The following is a 15,215-nucleotide window of genomic DNA, read 5'->3' as shown; positions in this document are numbered from 1 at the left end:
GCGCCGTGCGCCCTGTCGGGGTTGATGTCCAGGTGGGCGCCGTGCGCCCCTTCGGGGTTGATCTCTTGGTGCGCGCCTGCGCCCTTTCGGGGTTCAGGTCTCGGCGAGAGCTGCCCGGCGTGCGTCAACGGGTCCGGCTCGAAAGGTCGTTGGCGCTCGCTGTCCACGCGTACTGCCACCTGGGCGGTGTCGTGCCGAACGAGGCGAACTCGCGGTTTCTTGGGGACGCCGGCAGCGTGGCCGCCGGATGGCAACGAAGTATGGGAAGCGCCGAGGCCGGCCAACAATGCCCCCGACATCCGACCCCGCTCAGGGGTTCAACCGAGTCGGAATTATGGCTACGGTTGCCGCCATGGTCGGCCGCCCCCGGAACTCCGTGATCCTCACCGATGAAGAGCGGGCCACGCTGTTGCGATGGACCCGCAGCCGCACCTGCTCGCAGGCCCGGGCGCAGCGTGCGCGCATCGTGCTGGCCTGCTCGGACGAGCCCACCAACACCGCTGTGGCCCGGCGCCTGGGCGTCTCACGGGACATGGTCACCACATGGCGTACGCGTTTCCTCGCCGGACGCCTCGCCGGTCTCGATGAGCAACCCCGTCCCGGACGCCCGCCGTGGGCCGACGACGACACCGTGGCCCACGTCCTGCTGCGGACCCTCACCCCGCCCCCGCCCGGTACCCGGCAGGTCTGGTCGACGCGTTCCATGGCGGCCGAGGCCGGTCTGAGCCAGAGCATGGTGAGCCGGATCTGGCGGACCTGCCGCATCCAGCCGGGGCAGCGCGGTGCGCCTGGGCCGCGCCGGACCTGGTCCCTGCCGGAGCGCACCGATGAGGTGGTCGGTCTGTTCCTGGCCCCACCTGTGTGCGTGCTGGCGGTGACGGCCCGGGGGCGTGGCGGCGGACCCGTACGCACCACCGCCGTGGCCACCGCGCCCGCCGCGGGCCGGCTGTTCGGCGATGACCCGGAGGCTGCCCACGTACTGGCCGTGGCCTGCGCCTTTGCCGCTCTGCGGGGCGAACCGCGCAAGGCAGACGCCCCCGAGACAGACCACTTCGACCTGCGCACGTTCGTGGAACAGGTGGCATCGGCCGCGGGTCCGGGCACCACGGTGGACCTGCTGGCACACGGCATACCGACGACCGCAGGCACCGACGGCCATCCGGACACGGTCGGCCCCGTGCGTCTGCGCCGGCACCACGCACCCGACCCGGCGGCCTGGTCCGACGAGGCCCGCCGCCTCCTCACCGCCGGCACCGAGGCCCCCCGTGAGGTCACAGCAGCCGGTCTGCCCCTCCTGCGTGACGCGCTCCTGTCGTGGTCCACCACATGGACCTCCTCGGCAGCCCCGTTCAGCCGGACTGTCGGGCCGCGCCCCCGGTACGAGATCCCCGTCATCTGCGGCCGCGAACATGACTCGGATGCCCTTGAGCCGCGCGCACCCGGCGCCTCCCCCGCCCCCTCGCCGACCGCGATCACGGCGACCGCGATCACGTCGTGCGGCACACCCCCCGGCGCACCGATCACCACCGACCCCGTCCTGGCCATGCTGCGTGAGGCGCTCCTCGCGGGGAGCCACCGGCCCGGCGACCGCGTCCGGGAGGCCCCTCTCGCGTCAGAGCTCGGCGTCTCACGCCGGGTCGTCCGAGCGGGGCTGCACGCGCTGGCGGAGGAGGGCCTGCTCGACCTGCAACCGGGTGGCGGCACCGTGCTCCCCGCCGTGACGGCGAAGGACGTCCTCGACCTCTACGCCCTGCGTGCCAGCCTCGGTGCGCTGCTCATCCGCCGTGTCGCCATGCTCGGCAGCGAGCACCTCGTCCCGGTCTCGGCAGCGCTGGCGGAGGTCCGTGCCGCGGCCCGGGACAACGACCACGTCCGCATCCGCGAGGTCGACCTGTGGTTCCAGGACACCCTCGCGCGCACCGCGGACCTCCCCCAGGCCGCCCGCACCTTCGAACGCCTCACCGCGCGCCTGCGCATGCTCGTCAATGTCCTGAACATGGACTACAGCCAGGCCTGCGACGCCATCGCCAGGGAGGACACCGTCGTCTTCGACGCGCTGCGCGACGCCGACGGAAACGAGGCCGCACGCCTGTGGCGGGTCAAGATCGAGCGCTGCGTCCGCTTCATGGTCGCGCAGCTGCCCGACGACGACGTCGCCCCGCATCTGTGGACCACCCTCGCGGGCAGGCCCCGGCTGCGCCCCGAGGCCTCGCGGGGCGCCGCGCACTGACCCACGGGGCGAAGAGCCCCCGGCGCGTCAGGACTGCGTCGACTCGCCTCCCTGACAAGCGAGTTGGACCTGCGGCCAGGGCCACGAGGCACGGTCAGATGGCATCGCGCACGGCCCGTTCGAAGCCCTCGACATGCGCGCGGGCGATCTGGGCCGCCGCATCCGGCTCACCGGCGACGATCGCGTCGATCAGCGGTCCGTGCTCCTCGACGTGGCCGGCCATGTCGGCGAGCCGGTCGATGAACAGGCACCAGATCCGCGTGGCCAGGTTGTCGTGGCGGATGAGGGTGTCTTCCAGGTACGGGTTGTGCGTGGCGGCGTACACGGCACGGTGGACCTTGAGGTCCAGGTGCATCAGCTCGGCCGCATCGCCGTGCCGGGGATCCACGCCGGCCAGTTCACGCCGTACGGCCGTCAGGGCCGCACGGTCCTCGGCCGTGGCCCGCCGCGCCGCACGGGCGGCGGCCAAGGGCTCGAGCTCCAGGCGGACTTCGGAGATATGGGCCAGGTCGGTGATGTTCACTTCGGTGGCGAAGGTGCCGCGCCTGGGGTAGGTCGTGACGAGGCGCTCGTACTGGAGCCGCTTGAGGGCCTCGCGCACCGGGGTACGGCCGACTCCGAGGGTCTGGGCGAGCTGGTCCTCGTTGATGGGCGCGCCCGGGCGGATGTCGAGCATGACGAGCTGGTCGCGGATGGCGCGGTAGGCGCGCTCGGCGAGGGACAGCTCCTCGCCACCGACCGTCGGCTCGGTCGCCACGTGCTGCATGAGGCCCCCTTGACCTGTCCATCGAGGTCCCATACCTTACCGCACAGACTGATATATCAGTTGCTCATTAGTCGGCTCTCAGAATGGTGTGCAGATGGCAACGGACGCCCAGTCGATCACCACGCCTACGACCCCTGCTTCGCTCCACTCCCTTGCGCTCAGCGAGCTCGACCCGGACATCGCCGCCGCCGTCGACGCCGAGCTGCACCGCCAGCAGTCGACGCTGGAGATGATCGCGTCGGAGAACTTCGCCCCGGCCGCCGTCATGGAGGCCCAGGGCTCGGTCCTCACCAACAAGTACGCCGAGGGCTACCCCGGTCGCCGCTACTACGGCGGCTGTGAACACGTGGACGTCATCGAGCAGCTGGCCATCGACCGGGTCAAGGACCTCTTCGGCGCCGAGGCCGCGAACGTACAGCCGCACTCGGGCGCCCAGGCCAACGCCGCCGCGATGTTCGCTCTCCTCAGCCCGGGCGACACGATCCTCGGCCTCGACCTGGCGCACGGCGGTCACCTGACCCACGGCATGCGCATCAACTTCTCCGGCAAGCTCTACAACGTCGTGCCGTACCACGTGGGCGAGTCCGACCTGCGGATCGACATGGACGAGGTCGAGCGGCTCGCGCGCGAGCACCGGCCCAAGCTGATCGTCGCCGGCTGGTCGGCCTACCCCCGCCGCCTCGACTTCGCCGCGTTCCGGCGGATCGCCGACGAGGTGGGCGCCTATCTGATGGTGGACATGGCGCACTTCGCCGGGCTCGTCGCGGCCGGACTGCACCCAAGTCCCGTTCCGTACGCGGACGTTGTCACGACCACCACCCACAAGACTCTCGGCGGTCCGCGCGGCGGAGTGATCCTCAGCCGGGCCGGCCTCGCCAAGAAGATCAATTCCGCGGTATTCCCCGGGCAGCAGGGCGGGCCCCTCGAGCACGTCATCGCGGCGAAGGCGGTGGCCTTCAAGGTGGCGGCGAGTGAGGAGTTCAAGGAGCGCCAGCAGCGCACCCTGGACGGCGCCCGCATCCTGGCCGGGCGACTGCTCAGCGACGATGTGGCCGAGGCCGGGATCACCGTGCTCACCGGCGGCACCGAGGTCCACCTGGTCCTCGTCGACCTGCGGAACTCCGCACTCGACGGGCAGCAGGCCGAGGACCGCCTGCACCGCGTCGGCATCACCGTCAACCGCAACGCAGTGCCGTTCGACCCACGCCCGCCGATGGTCTCGTCCGGCCTGCGGATCGGCACGCCGGCGCTGGCCACGCGCGGCTTCGGCGCCGGGGAGTTCCGTGAGGTCGCCGACATCATCGCCGGGACACTCACGCCCGAACACCTCGGCGAGGAGCAGGCGAGTCTGCTGCGCGACCGGGTCGAGAAGCTCGCCGACGCGTTCCCCCTGTATCCCCATCTGCCCCGCCTGCCCCAGTCGCCCCACCTGCCTCGCCCGAACGGAGACGCGGCATGACCGCCCAGCCGCAACCGACGCTGCCGGAACACCCGGACTTCCTCTGGCGCAATCCCGAGCCGCGCTCCTCGTACGACGTCGTCATCGTCGGCGCGGGCGGCCACGGCCTGGCCACCGCGTACTACCTCGCGAAGGAACACGGCATCACCAATGTCGCGGTCCTGGAGAAGGGCTGGCTGGCCGGCGGCAACATGGCCCGCAACACCACCATCATCCGCTCCAACTACCTGTGGGACGAGAGCGCGGCGATCTACGAGCACGCGCTCAAGCTGTGGGAAGGACTCCCGGAGGAGCTGGACTACGACTTCCTGTTCAGCCAGCGCGGCGTCCTCAACCTCGCGCACACCCTCCAGGACGTCCGCGAGGGCAAGCGCCGCGCCAACGCCAACCGGCTCAACGGCGTCGACGCCGAATGGCTCGACCCGGACCAGGTCGCCGAGGTCTGCCCCATCCTCAACGTCTCCCCGGACACCCGGTACCCGGTGCTCGGCGGCACCTTCCAGCCCCGCGCGGGCATCGCCAAGCACGACCACGTCGCCTGGGCGCTCGCCCGCCGCGCCGACGAGATGGGCGTCGACCTGATCCAGGGCTGCGAGGTCACCGGCTTCGTCAAGGACGGCGAGAGGGTCGTGGGTGTCGATACCAACCTCGGCCGCATCAACGCCGGCCGGGTCGGCCTCGCGGCCGCCGGGCACAGCAGCGTGCTCGCCGAGCGGGCCGGAGTCCGCCTCCCCGTCCAGTCCCACCCGCTCCAGGCACTGGTCTCCGAGCTCCACGAGCCGGTCCACCCCACCGTCGTCATGTCGAACCACGTCCATGTCTACGTCTCCCAGGCCCACAAGGGCGAACTGGTGATGGGCGCGGGCGTCGACTCGTACAACGGATACGGGCAGCGCGGCTCCTTCCACGTGATCGAGGAGCAGATGGCCGCCGCCGTCGAACTGTTCCCGATCTTCGCGCGGGCGCATGTGCTGAGGACCTGGGGCGGCATCGTCGACGTCACCCCGGACGCCTCGCCGATCATCAGCGCCACTCCCGTGGAGAACCTCTTCGTCAACTGCGGCTGGGGCACCGGCGGTTTCAAAGCCACGCCGGCCGCGGGCCGGACCTTCGCGCACACCATCGCGACGGGTGAGGCGCACCCGCTGAACGCCCCCTTCGCCCTCGACCGCTTCACGACGGGCGCACTGATCGACGAACACGGCGCCGCGGCCGTGGCCCACTGAGAGGACGCTGCTGCGATGCTGCTGATCAACTGCCCATGGTGCGGTCCCCACAACGAGAGCGAATACCACTACGGGGGCCAGGCCCACGTCCCGTACCCCGAGAACCCCGCCGACCTCGACGACCGGCAGTGGGCCGAGTACCTCTTCTACCGGGACAACCCCAAGGGCCCCTTCGCCGAGCGGTGGATGCACAGCCACGGCTGCCGCCGCTGGTTCAACGCCCTGCGCGACACCGTCAGTTACGAAGTGCTCGCCACCTACCGGCTCGACGAGCCGCGCCCCGAACCCCGCGTCACCGACCCGGCCGGAGAGCAGCGATGACCGACCAGCAGTTCCGGCTCGGCGACGAAGGCCGCGTCGACCGCACCACTTTCCTCCACTTCACCCTCGACGGCAGGGAGTTGACCGGCCACCCCGGCGACACCCTTGCCTCCGCCATGCTGGCGAACGGCATCGTGGAGGCCGCCCCGTCGCTCTACCGCGGCCGCCCGCGCGGCATCGTCTCGGCGGGCGTCGAGGAAGCCAACGCCCTGGTACAGCTCGGCGGTTCATGCTCGGAGGGCATGCTCCCCGCGACGACGGTGGAGCTGCACGACGGCCTGTCCGCGACCACGCTTTCCGGCATGGGACGGCTCGACCCGACCCCCGACCCCGCCGTCTACGACAAGAAGTACGTCCATACCGACGTCCTGGTCGTCGGCGCGGGCCCGGCCGGGCTCGCGGCCGCCGCCGCGGCAGCCGAGTCCGGCGCGCGCGTGATCCTGGTGGACGACCAGCCTGAACTCGGTGGCGCACTGCTGTCCGGACGCACTCGGTCGGGGTGGGTGGCCGAGGTCCGCGCGACGCTCGACGCGGCCCCCGAGGTCACCGTCCTGACGCGCACCACGGCGTTCGGGTCGTACGACGACAACTACGTCCTCGCACTGGAGCGTCGCACCGACCACCTCGGAGCCGACGCACCCGACCCTTCCTCGGGTGTCTCGCGCCAACGGCTGTGGCACATCCGTGCCCGCCAGGTAGTCCTGGCGACCGGCGCGCACGAGCGCCCGCTGACCTTCGCCGGCAACGACCGCCCCGGCGTGATGCTCGCCGCGTCCGTACGCACGTACATCAACCGGTACGGCGTGGCCCCTGGCAGGCGAGCCGTGGTCGCCACCACCAACGACAGCGCGTACGACACGGTCGCCGATCTGCGCGCAGCCGGGATCGACATCGCCGCCGTCGTGGACGCGCGGCCCGAACTGTCGCGGCGGGCCGCCGAGATCGCGACGGCGGCCGGGGTACGGGTGCTGACGGGCAGCGCAGTGGTCGACACTACGGGCGAGTCCCGGCTCACCGGCGTGACCGTCCAGACCCTCGACGCGGACGGCCAACTCACCGGCGAGGCCGAGGAGTTCGACTGCGACCTGCTCGCCGTCTCGGGCGGCTGGAGTCCGGTCGTCCACCTGCACAGCCAGCGCCAGGGCAAGCTGCGCTGGGACGACAACCTGGTCGCGTTCGTGCCCGACGGCACGGTACGGGACCAGCAGATCGTCGGCGCGGCGCGTGGGACGTACGGCCTCGACGGGGCTCTGGCCGAAGGCGCGCGGGCCGGTGCGCTGGCGGCGACCGAGGCGGGGTTCCCCGTTCCGGTGCCCGCGGCGCCGTCCGAGGACACACGGCCCGACGTCCGCGCCCTGTGGCTGGTGCCCTCCCCCGCCGGCGAACCCGGCACCTGGGACACCCACTTCGTCGACCTCCAGCGCGACGTCACCGTCGCCGACGTCTGGCGGTCCACCGGCGCCGGCATGCGCGGCGTCGAGCACGTCAAGCGCTACACCTCCCTCGGCACGGCGAACGACCAGGGCAAGACGTCCGGCGTCAACGCGATCGGCGTGATCGCCGAGGCCCTCGGCGCGGGCGCGTCACCCGGCGAGATCGGCACCACCGCCTACCGGGCGCCCTACACGCCGGTGGCCTTCGCCGCCCTCGCCGGGCGTGAGCGCGGGGACCTCTTCGACCCGGAGCGCACCACGTCCATCCACGGCTGGCACGTCGCCCACGGCGCCGAGTTCGAGGACGTCGGGCAGTGGAAGCGGCCCTGGTACTACCCCCGGCCGGGCGAGGACATGGAGGCGGCCGTCGCCCGCGAGTGCCGCGCGGCCCGTGAAGGCGTGGCGTTCATGGACGCCACCACCCTCGGCAAGATCGAGATCTGGGGCGCGGACGCGGGCGAGTTCCTCAACCGCGTCTACACCAACGCCTTCAAGAAGCTGAAGCCCGGCATGGCCCGCTACGGCGTGATGTGCAAGCCGGACGGCATGATCTTCGACGACGGCGTGACGCTGCGCCTCGACGAGAACCGCTACTTCATGACCACCACGACGGGTGGCGCCGCCGGGGTTCTGGACTGGCTGGAGGAGTGGCTGCAGACCGAGTGGCCCGAACTCGACGTCCACTGCACCTCGGTGACCGAACAGTGGGCGACGGTCGCCGTCGTCGGCCCGAAGTCACGTGACGTCATCGCGAAGCTCGCCCCCGAACTCGACGTCTCCGCCGAGGCGTTCCCTTTCATGGCCTTCCGCGAGACGACGCTGGCCTCGGGCATCCCCGCCCGCGTCTGCCGGATCTCCTTCTCCGGTGAGCTCGCCTTCGAGATCAATGTCTCGTCCTGGTACGGCCGGGCCGTCTGGGAGCAGGTGTACGAGGCAGGAAAGTCGTACGACATCACGCCGTACGGCACCGAGACGATGCACGTCCTGCGCGCCGAGAAGGGGTTCATCATCGTCGGCCAGGACACCGACGGCACCGTCACCCCGCAGGACGCGAACATGGACTGGGTGGTCTCCAAGCGCAAGGACTTCATCGGGAACCGGTCCTACTCCCGCGTCGACACGACGCGCGCCGACCGCAAGCAGCTGGTCGGCCTGCTGCCCACCGACCGTACGACACGACTGCCCGAGGGATCCCAACTCATCGCGCAGGACACACTATTGACCCCCGAGGCCGGGCCGGTGCCCATGCTCGGCCACGTCACCTCCAGCTACCACAGCGCCGCACTCGGCCGCCCCTTCGCCCTCGCCCTCGTCGCCGGCGGGCGGGCCAGGATCGGCTCGACCCTGCTCGCCCCGGTGGGCGACGACCTGGTGCCCGTCGAGGTCACCGACTCCGTCCTCTACGACCCGGAAGGGACCAAGCGCGATGGCTGAGCCCACGAACGACGCGCGCACCGGCCTGTTGGCATGGCGCGTGAGCCCTCTGGCGCATCTCGCGGAGCGGATGCGGGACGCGGCCGTCACCGGGGCCCGCGGTGTCACGCTGACTGAGTGGCCCTTCGTCAGCATGGTGAACGTGCGCGTCGACCCCGCCTCCGCGGCGGCGACCCGCATCGAGAAGACCTTGGGGGCACCACTCCCCCGCGAGCACGGCCGGACCACCACCTCCGGCGGCCACACGGCGTTCTGGCTCGGCCCCGACGAGTGGCTCGTGCTGCCCCAGGCCGAAGTGGGGTCTGTGGTCGACGAGTTGAGGGAGGCGCTCGCCGCGGATCCGGGTTCGGTCGTCGATGTCTCGGCGAACCGCACCACCCTCGAACTGAGCGGCCCGGCCGCCCGGCAGGTGCTGGAGAAGGGCTGCCCGCTGGACCTGCATCCTCGGGTCTTCGCTCCGGGCCGGGCCGTGTCGACCACGGTGGGACCCATCGCGGTCCTGCTCTGGCAGGTCGACGACGGGCCGACGTACCGGCTGCTGCCGCGGTCGTCGTTCGCCGATTACCTGGCGCGCTGGCTCATCGACGCGATGAGCGAATACCGCGGCCCCGAGCTGCCTTGACCGCGCCGGGCACATCGGCCCGCACTCGGTCCGCATCGGCCCCTCCGCCCGCACGGTGGGGCGGATGCGGGCGGCCCGGCGCTTCGTCAGTCGCCGGGCCGGTCACCCCACGTACACGGACAGCCTCGCCAAGGTCATCACGACCACGCGCGACACCGGCCGGGACATGAAGGCCACATGCCAGGAGGCCGCCCGCGGCTGCCTCGCCGTCAACGTCACCGAATGCTGACACCATGACTGATTCCCCGGCTTCCGCCGCGTCCCCCGTCCCCGCTTCCCCCGCCCCCTCTGCGACCGGCCCCTTGCCGACCGGCCCCGCCACGGCGCCGGTCGAGCACGTGCTCACCCTCGACTGCCCCGAAGCGCCCGGCATCGTCCACGCCGTCTCGCGGTTCCTCGTCGACCACGGCAGCGACATCATCGACAACCAGCAGTTCGGCGACCGCCGGGACGGCCACTTCTTCATGCGGGTGCACTTCGCCGCAACCGGCGGCGAGAACACCACGCAGGCCATGCGCGACGACTTCGCCGCCGTGGCCGCCCCCTTCGCCATGCGGTGGCACCTCGAACCGGTCGGCACCCGCCGACGCGTGCTGATCATGGTGTCCCGCTACGACCACTGCCTCAACGACCTGCTCTTCCGCACCCGCAGCGGCGACCTGCCCATCGACGTGGTCGCGGTCGTCTCCAACCACCGCGACCACGAGGCACTCGTCAACTGGCACGACATCCCCTTCTTCCACCTGCCGGTCACCGCCGCGACCAAGCCCCAGGCCGAGGCCCAACTCCTCGGCCTCATCGACTCGTTCGACGTCGACCTGGTCGTCCTCGCCCGCTACATGCAGGTGCTCTCCGACGACCTGTGCACCCGACTGCCCGGCCGGCTGATCAACATCCACCACTCGTTCCTGCCGAGCTTCAAGGGCGCCAAGCCCTACCACCAGGCCCACGACCGCGGCGTCAAACTCGTCGGCGCGACGGCCCACTACGTCACCGCCGACCTCGACGAAGGCCCGATCATCGCCCAGGAGGTCATCAGCGCCGACCACAGCCACACCCCCGAGGACCTGGCCGCGATCGGCCGCGACGCGGAATCGGCAGCCCTGGCCCGGGCCGTCCGCTGGCACTGCGAAGGCCGGGTGTTCGTCCAGGGCAGGCGCACGGTGGTACTCCGCTGAGGGCGAGGGACAAAGGGCCAGAGGGACAACGGGCCAAAGGGACAGGGGGCAGAGGGGCAGCCACCTGCCGTGGGGCTCACGACCTTCTGGCTGTCCGCTGCCTCCACGTCGGTTCCCACACCTCGACGTCCGGGGTTCGTGCTCGTGTCGCGTCCAGGTGGGCGCGGAACGCGTCGAGCACCGGATGGCGATTGTCGCCGCGCCAGATCAGTGACATCGGGTAGACCGGCGTCGGGTTCCGCACCGGAATGCGCCGCAGGTCGTAGCTGTCGGGCCAGAGATAGCGCGACCCTTCGCCCACCAGGGTCGCCAGGTCGGCCGAGTCGGCGATCTCGTCGAGCAGCGCCTCGTTCCCGAAGACGGGCCCGACGACGTCGATCGTGAGCCCGAATGCGGCGGCGAACTCGTCGTAATAGTCGGCCCACTCGGTGCCGGGTGCCATGCCGGGCATCCAGATGCGGTGTCCGGCGAGTTGTGCGGGCGTGACGCTGTCGGCGTCGGCCAGCGCGTGGGAGGGGCCGACGAGCAACTCGTGCGGGTCGTCGATCACTCGGGCGGTCTTGATCGAGGCCGGCAGGTGATGCTCGGGGACGGTGATCGCGTGGAACGTCGCGTCGATCGTTCCGGCTTCGACGGCGGCGATCGCTGTGTCGACGTCGGCGTTCAGGGTGACGACGTCGAGCTCGATCTCGGGACGCGTGCGGTAGAAGTCCTGGAGGAGCACTGCCGGAGCGATCCGCCGGTTGAGGACGTCGACGCGCAGGGGGCGCCGGCCGGGGCGCACGGAGGCGTCCGCCCGGTCTTCCGCCCGGAGGAGTTCGCGGGCGTGGGGCAGGAACGCCTGCCCGTCGATGGTGAGCTCGGCGCCGCGCGGGGTACGCGTGAACAGGCGCACCCCCAGATCCTTCTCCAGCACGGCGATGCGCTTGGAGACGGCTTGCTGGGTGATCGACAGGGCGGCGGCGGCTTCCTGGAACTGGCCTGCGTCCGCAGCCGCGACAAAGGTGCGCACAGCGTTGAGATCCACCCGCCCACTCTATTCACCCAGTATCCGGGTGGCCGTAGGGGCCGGAGAGCGGTTCGCTGCCGTGCCCACGGCCACGGCGTTGGCGGCAACGATCACGGCGATGGCCGTCCAGGATTCCGGGCCGAGGTGCTGGCCGAGTATCAGGAGGCCCACCAGTGCGGCGCACACCGGGTTGATGCTCATGAAGATCCCGAAGAAGTGGGCGGGGACGCGTCGCAGCGCGAGCAGGTCGGTGAGGAAGGGCACCGCGGAGGACAGCACACCGGCTGCCAGCGCGCACAGGAGTGCGGTTGCGGTGGGCCGGTGCAGACACAGCACGGTGATGCCGACCGGCACATAGAGAGCGCCGGAGACGAGTGCGGCGGCCGCCGATCCTTCGATTCCGGGCAGGCGCTGCCCCACAGTGCGGTTGAGCAGGATGTAGCAGCCCCAGCACACGGCGGCGAGCAGGGCCAGTGCGATGCCCAGGTAGTCGGTGCTGGGCCGGGGCCGAGTGAGGACCAGTACGGCCGCGCAGGCGATAAGCGCGCAGACCAGGTCGACGCGGCGGCGGGAGCCGGCCAGCGCGACGGTGAGCGGCCCGAGGAACTCCAGAGTGACTGCCAGGCCGAGCCCGATCCGGTCGATCGCCATGTACAGCGTCAGGTTCATGGTCGCGAACACCACAGCCAGTCCCACTACCGGCCGCCACTGTGCGGCGGTGAATTTACGCAGGTTCGGCCGACCGGCGCTCAACAGCACGCCGGCGGCCACCCATTGGCGCACGGCGACCACACCTACCGGGCCCAGAACCGGGAAGGCGAGTGCGGCAACGGAGGCTCCGAGCTGGTTGGACAGGCCGCTGCCCAGCATCAGGGCCACCCCGGACCAGCGAGGTGAGGCGACCTGCGGAGCGGTGGACACGGTCGGCTCCGCGCGAGCATCGGTTTTCATGCCGCGACCATCCGCCTGATGGGCTCATACGCAAAATGCATCCGACGCCGGACCTATACGCTGGACGTATGGATGGTTCTACGGGTCTGGAGCTGCGGCACCTGCGTTGCCTGGTCGCGATCGTCGACACCGGCAGTTTCACCGACGCCGCGATCGAACTGGGCGTGTCCCAGGCGTCCGTGTCCCGCACCCTGCTGGCCTTGGAGCGGATCCTCGGAGTACGGCTGCTGCACCGCTCGAGCCGTACTGTCTCCCCCACCACCGCCGGCGTGGAGGTCCTGGCCCGCGCCCGGCATATGCTCGCCGATGCCGACGAGCTGGTCCGTCAGGCCACCACCGGTCACACGCGTCTGCGGATCGGCCATGCCTGGTCCGCGATGGGGCGGCACACCGCCGAGTTCCAGCGTCGCTGGCGCGACCGCTACCCCGACGTCGCACTCCACCTGATTCGCCACAACACCCCCACCGGCGGGCTCGCCGAGGGCCTGTGCGACATGGCCGTCATCCGGACCGCCATCGACACCCGGCGCTACGCTCACGCCCTGGTCGGGCACGAGCGCCGCTACGTCGCGCTCGCCTCCGACGACCCGTGGGCCAGGCGCCGCGGCATCCGCCTGTCGGAGATCCGCGAGCGTACCCTCGTGGTGGACCGCCGCACCGGCACCACCACCCTGGACCTGTGGCCCGAAGGGGCCGGCCCCGACGTGGAGTACATCCAGGACGTCGACGACTGGCTCGCCGCCATCGCCACCGGCCGCTGCGTCGGCATCACTCCGCAGTCGACCGCCACCCAGTACCGTCGCGACGGCATCGCCTATCGCCTTCTGCGCGACACCGAACCCGTCCCCGTCCACCTCATCTGGCCCCAGCAGAGCCCGCATCCCGCCACCCATGCCGCCGTAGCCCTGCTGGCCGACCTCTATCGAGAGGACGCACGCAGCCCAAGGGCGTGAAGGGATCAGCGGTGCGACCTGCCCGGCAGCCACAGCACATACGGCGCTCCCACGAGCGCGGTCAGCGCGCCGACCGACATTTCGAGCGGTACGAGAATGAGGCGGGCAGCGAGGTCGGCCGACGTCAGCGTCACGGCGTCCGTCAACGCCGAGCAGACGAGCGGGAGTTGGGGCGTGCGGGTCAGGGGGCGGGCGAGCTGTGGCGCGGTCAGGGCGACGAAGTCGATGGGGCCCGCGGCGCCGGTCGCGCTCGCCGCGAGGATCACGCCGGTCATGGTCAGGCCGAGCTGGGGCCCGGCGCACCCGGAAACCGAGCGCGGCGGCCATGTCGGGGCCGAGCCCGAGGGGGGCGCAGGGCGCGGCTCGCCCACACGAGGGCGGGCAGGCCGAGCAGGAGGACGAGCCCGAGCGGTCCGGCCCGGTCCCAGCCGCGCCGTTGAGGCTGCCGGTCAGCCACAGTTCGACGATCTCGGACTGCCGGGCGCTCCGCTCGGCTCCAGTCGCGCGTCAGCCGGTCACTGCTCCCCTCGGGCCTTGAGCCAGTTGGCGGCCCTGGTCGCCGAGGCCTGGGACAGCCAGGCGTCCTGGACGACTTCGGTCAGTTCCCTCAGTGTGAGTTCGCCGATCCGGGCGGCCCGGACGAGTACCGAGAGATGACCGTCGAAATGGGGCGTGGTGAAGAACGGTGACGCTTGGTCCTGCACCAGGGCCTGCTTGTCGGATTCGGACGGCACCCAGAAGACGATCACGTCCGGGTAGCGCTCGCCGGTCTCGGGATCGAAGGCGTCGGGGCGAGGAGTACGGAAGAAGACGAACGACTTGTGTCCAACCTGGTAGACCGGGTTACCGGCGGATCCCTGGACGACCGTGACATGAGGCATCCCCAGTGCCAGCTCGTGCACGTCCTCGATCCGCGCCCGGCGCGATCTGGGCGACATGGCGGCAGGATACAAGGGGCACTCGGTGCGTTTCGGTCCACTCGGATTGGAGTTTCGTCGGCCGGTACGCCACACCGTCTCGCCGGACGCAAGGGCCGGGCGTCATTCACTGTCGCCACGGACCACGGCGGCGTAGCGGTCCCCCAGCGTGGTGCGAAGGTTCCTCAGCTGCTGAGCGGCGACGGACGCAACGTGCGACGAGGCGGGCTGTATCGCGGAGGTGATCCACCAGCTCGCGTCAGGCCGGCCATCCTCCATCTGCGTACGGAGCACGGTGTCGATCTCCGTCACATGACGCGCGAAGGCCGTTGCCCACTCCTGCTCATCGGGACGCAGGAACGGTGAGCGCCTGAGAAGGAGCAGATTGACCTGCGTCAGTCGTTCCGTCGCGTCCTGGGCGTCGTACTCGACGACCAGGATGGAGGCCCGCTGAGCCTCCTCCAGGTCGGAGAGTGCTTCCCACACCGCTCTGAGCGCTTCCACCCTCTGCACACGGAACTCCGCGCGCTGTTCACGCGCTTGGACGCGCCGCCACTGCCACAGTCCCGTCAGGGTGGCCAAGGCAGTTCCTATGAAGGTGAGAACTCCTACAGCGACCGCATCGGAAACCATACGGCGAAGCTACCGGGGTCCCGCCTCAGGGAACCGCTCTTCGGACAAGGTTGCAGTCAATCCGAACCGACGGGGCGACGGTG

The 15,215-nt window shown here is 70.9% G+C and carries 15 protein-coding genes; 9 read left to right on the top strand and 6 right to left on the bottom strand.

All coding sequences use genetic code 11. The features are described 5' to 3' along the window. The first annotated feature begins 352 nt into the window (after positions 1 to 352). Entirely contained in the window at positions 353 to 2,230 is a 1,878-nt protein-coding gene (locus OHA58_RS36980; protein ID WP_405484072.1) for a helix-turn-helix domain-containing protein, read from the top strand. 94 nt (positions 2,231 to 2,324) lie between these two features. Here the strand turns inward: OHA58_RS36980 and OHA58_RS36975 are convergent, their stop codons facing one another. Continuing rightward, entirely contained in the window at positions 2,325 to 2,996 is a 672-nt protein-coding gene (locus OHA58_RS36975) for a GntR family transcriptional regulator (protein WP_405484071.1), read from the bottom strand. 94 nt (positions 2,997 to 3,090) lie between these two features. On the opposite strand from OHA58_RS36975, the gene glyA reads away from it, so the two are divergent. The 7 genes from glyA to purU all read left to right on the top strand — a co-directional run bounded on the left by glyA (position 3,091) and on the right by purU (position 10,669). Then, positions 3,091 to 4,455 carry a serine hydroxymethyltransferase gene (gene glyA, locus OHA58_RS36970; RefSeq protein WP_405484069.1) on the top strand — a complete coding sequence of 455 codons (1,365 nt, stop codon included), beginning with the start codon at positions 3,091 to 3,093 and terminating at the stop codon, positions 4,453 to 4,455. Next, the gene (locus tag OHA58_RS36965) at positions 4,452 to 5,681 is read left to right on the top strand and encodes a sarcosine oxidase subunit beta family protein (RefSeq protein ID WP_405484067.1); all 1,230 of its coding nucleotides are present in this window, start codon (positions 4,452 to 4,454) and stop codon (positions 5,679 to 5,681) included. The genes glyA and OHA58_RS36965 overlap by 4 nt, the downstream gene beginning before the upstream one ends. Before the next feature lie 15 nt (positions 5,682 to 5,696). Further along, complete coding sequence (locus OHA58_RS36960; protein WP_405484065.1) at positions 5,697 to 6,002, top strand: sarcosine oxidase subunit delta; 306 nt, start codon at positions 5,697 to 5,699, stop codon at positions 6,000 to 6,002. Further along, positions 5,999 to 8,869 carry a sarcosine oxidase subunit alpha family protein gene (locus OHA58_RS36955; RefSeq protein ID WP_405484063.1) on the top strand — a complete coding sequence of 957 codons (2,871 nt, stop codon included), beginning with the start codon at positions 5,999 to 6,001 and terminating at the stop codon, positions 8,867 to 8,869. The genes OHA58_RS36960 and OHA58_RS36955 overlap by 4 nt, the downstream gene beginning before the upstream one ends. Further along, the gene (locus tag OHA58_RS36950; RefSeq protein ID WP_405484061.1) at positions 8,862 to 9,491 is read left to right on the top strand and encodes a sarcosine oxidase subunit gamma; all 630 of its coding nucleotides are present in this window, start codon (positions 8,862 to 8,864) and stop codon (positions 9,489 to 9,491) included. The genes OHA58_RS36955 and OHA58_RS36950 overlap by 8 nt, the downstream gene beginning before the upstream one ends. A gap of 64 nt (positions 9,492 to 9,555) precedes the next feature. Next, positions 9,556 to 9,720, top strand: a complete 165-nt coding sequence (locus OHA58_RS36945; RefSeq protein ID WP_405484059.1) for a hypothetical protein — start codon at positions 9,556 to 9,558, stop codon at positions 9,718 to 9,720. A 4-nt stretch (positions 9,721 to 9,724) separates the two neighbouring features. Beyond that, on the top strand, positions 9,725 to 10,669 hold the full coding sequence (gene purU, locus OHA58_RS36940) for a formyltetrahydrofolate deformylase (protein ID WP_405484057.1): 945 nt from the start codon (positions 9,725 to 9,727) through the stop codon (positions 10,667 to 10,669). 76 nt (positions 10,670 to 10,745) lie between these two features. Here purU and OHA58_RS36935 read toward each other — a convergent pair whose 3' ends face one another. Then, positions 10,746 to 11,696, bottom strand: coding sequence for a LysR family transcriptional regulator (locus OHA58_RS36935; protein WP_405484055.1), 951 nt, complete (start codon positions 11,694 to 11,696; stop codon positions 10,746 to 10,748). Positions 11,697 to 11,705: 9 nt separating this feature from the next. Further along, a complete protein-coding gene (locus tag OHA58_RS36930) occupies positions 11,706 to 12,629 on the bottom strand; it encodes an EamA family transporter (RefSeq protein ID WP_405484053.1) in 924 nt (307 codons plus the stop codon). A 68-nt stretch (positions 12,630 to 12,697) separates the two neighbouring features. Here OHA58_RS36930 and OHA58_RS36925 point away from each other — a divergent pair, with 68 nt between their 5' ends. Further along, positions 12,698 to 13,582, top strand: a complete 885-nt coding sequence (locus OHA58_RS36925; RefSeq protein ID WP_405484051.1) for a LysR family transcriptional regulator — start codon at positions 12,698 to 12,700, stop codon at positions 13,580 to 13,582. A gap of 5 nt (positions 13,583 to 13,587) precedes the next feature. Here the strand turns inward: OHA58_RS36925 and OHA58_RS36920 are convergent, their stop codons facing one another. The 3 genes from OHA58_RS36920 to OHA58_RS36910 all read right to left on the bottom strand — a co-directional run bounded on the left by OHA58_RS36920 (position 13,588) and on the right by OHA58_RS36910 (position 15,081). Then, a complete protein-coding gene (locus tag OHA58_RS36920; RefSeq protein ID WP_405484049.1) occupies positions 13,588 to 13,857 on the bottom strand; it encodes an iron chelate uptake ABC transporter family permease subunit in 270 nt (89 codons plus the stop codon). A 240-nt stretch (positions 13,858 to 14,097) separates the two neighbouring features. Further along, positions 14,098 to 14,520: an MmcQ/YjbR family DNA-binding protein gene (locus OHA58_RS36915; RefSeq protein WP_405484047.1), complete on the bottom strand. Its 423-nt coding sequence runs from the start codon at positions 14,518 to 14,520 to the stop codon at positions 14,098 to 14,100. Positions 14,521 to 14,622: 102 nt separating this feature from the next. Next, positions 14,623 to 15,081 carry a hypothetical protein gene (locus OHA58_RS36910; RefSeq protein WP_405484045.1) on the bottom strand — a complete coding sequence of 153 codons (459 nt, stop codon included), beginning with the start codon at positions 15,079 to 15,081 and terminating at the stop codon, positions 14,623 to 14,625. Between the last annotated feature and the right edge of the window lie 134 nt (positions 15,082 to 15,215).

The sequence above is a fragment of the Streptomyces sp. NBC_00009 genome, from assembly GCF_045040855.1.
In the GTDB taxonomy this organism is placed as follows: Bacteria; Actinomycetota; Actinomycetes; order Streptomycetales; family Streptomycetaceae; genus Streptomyces; species Streptomyces aureus.
Note: the sequence above shows the minus strand (reverse complement) of the source record. Positions and strands in the feature narration are given on the sequence as shown.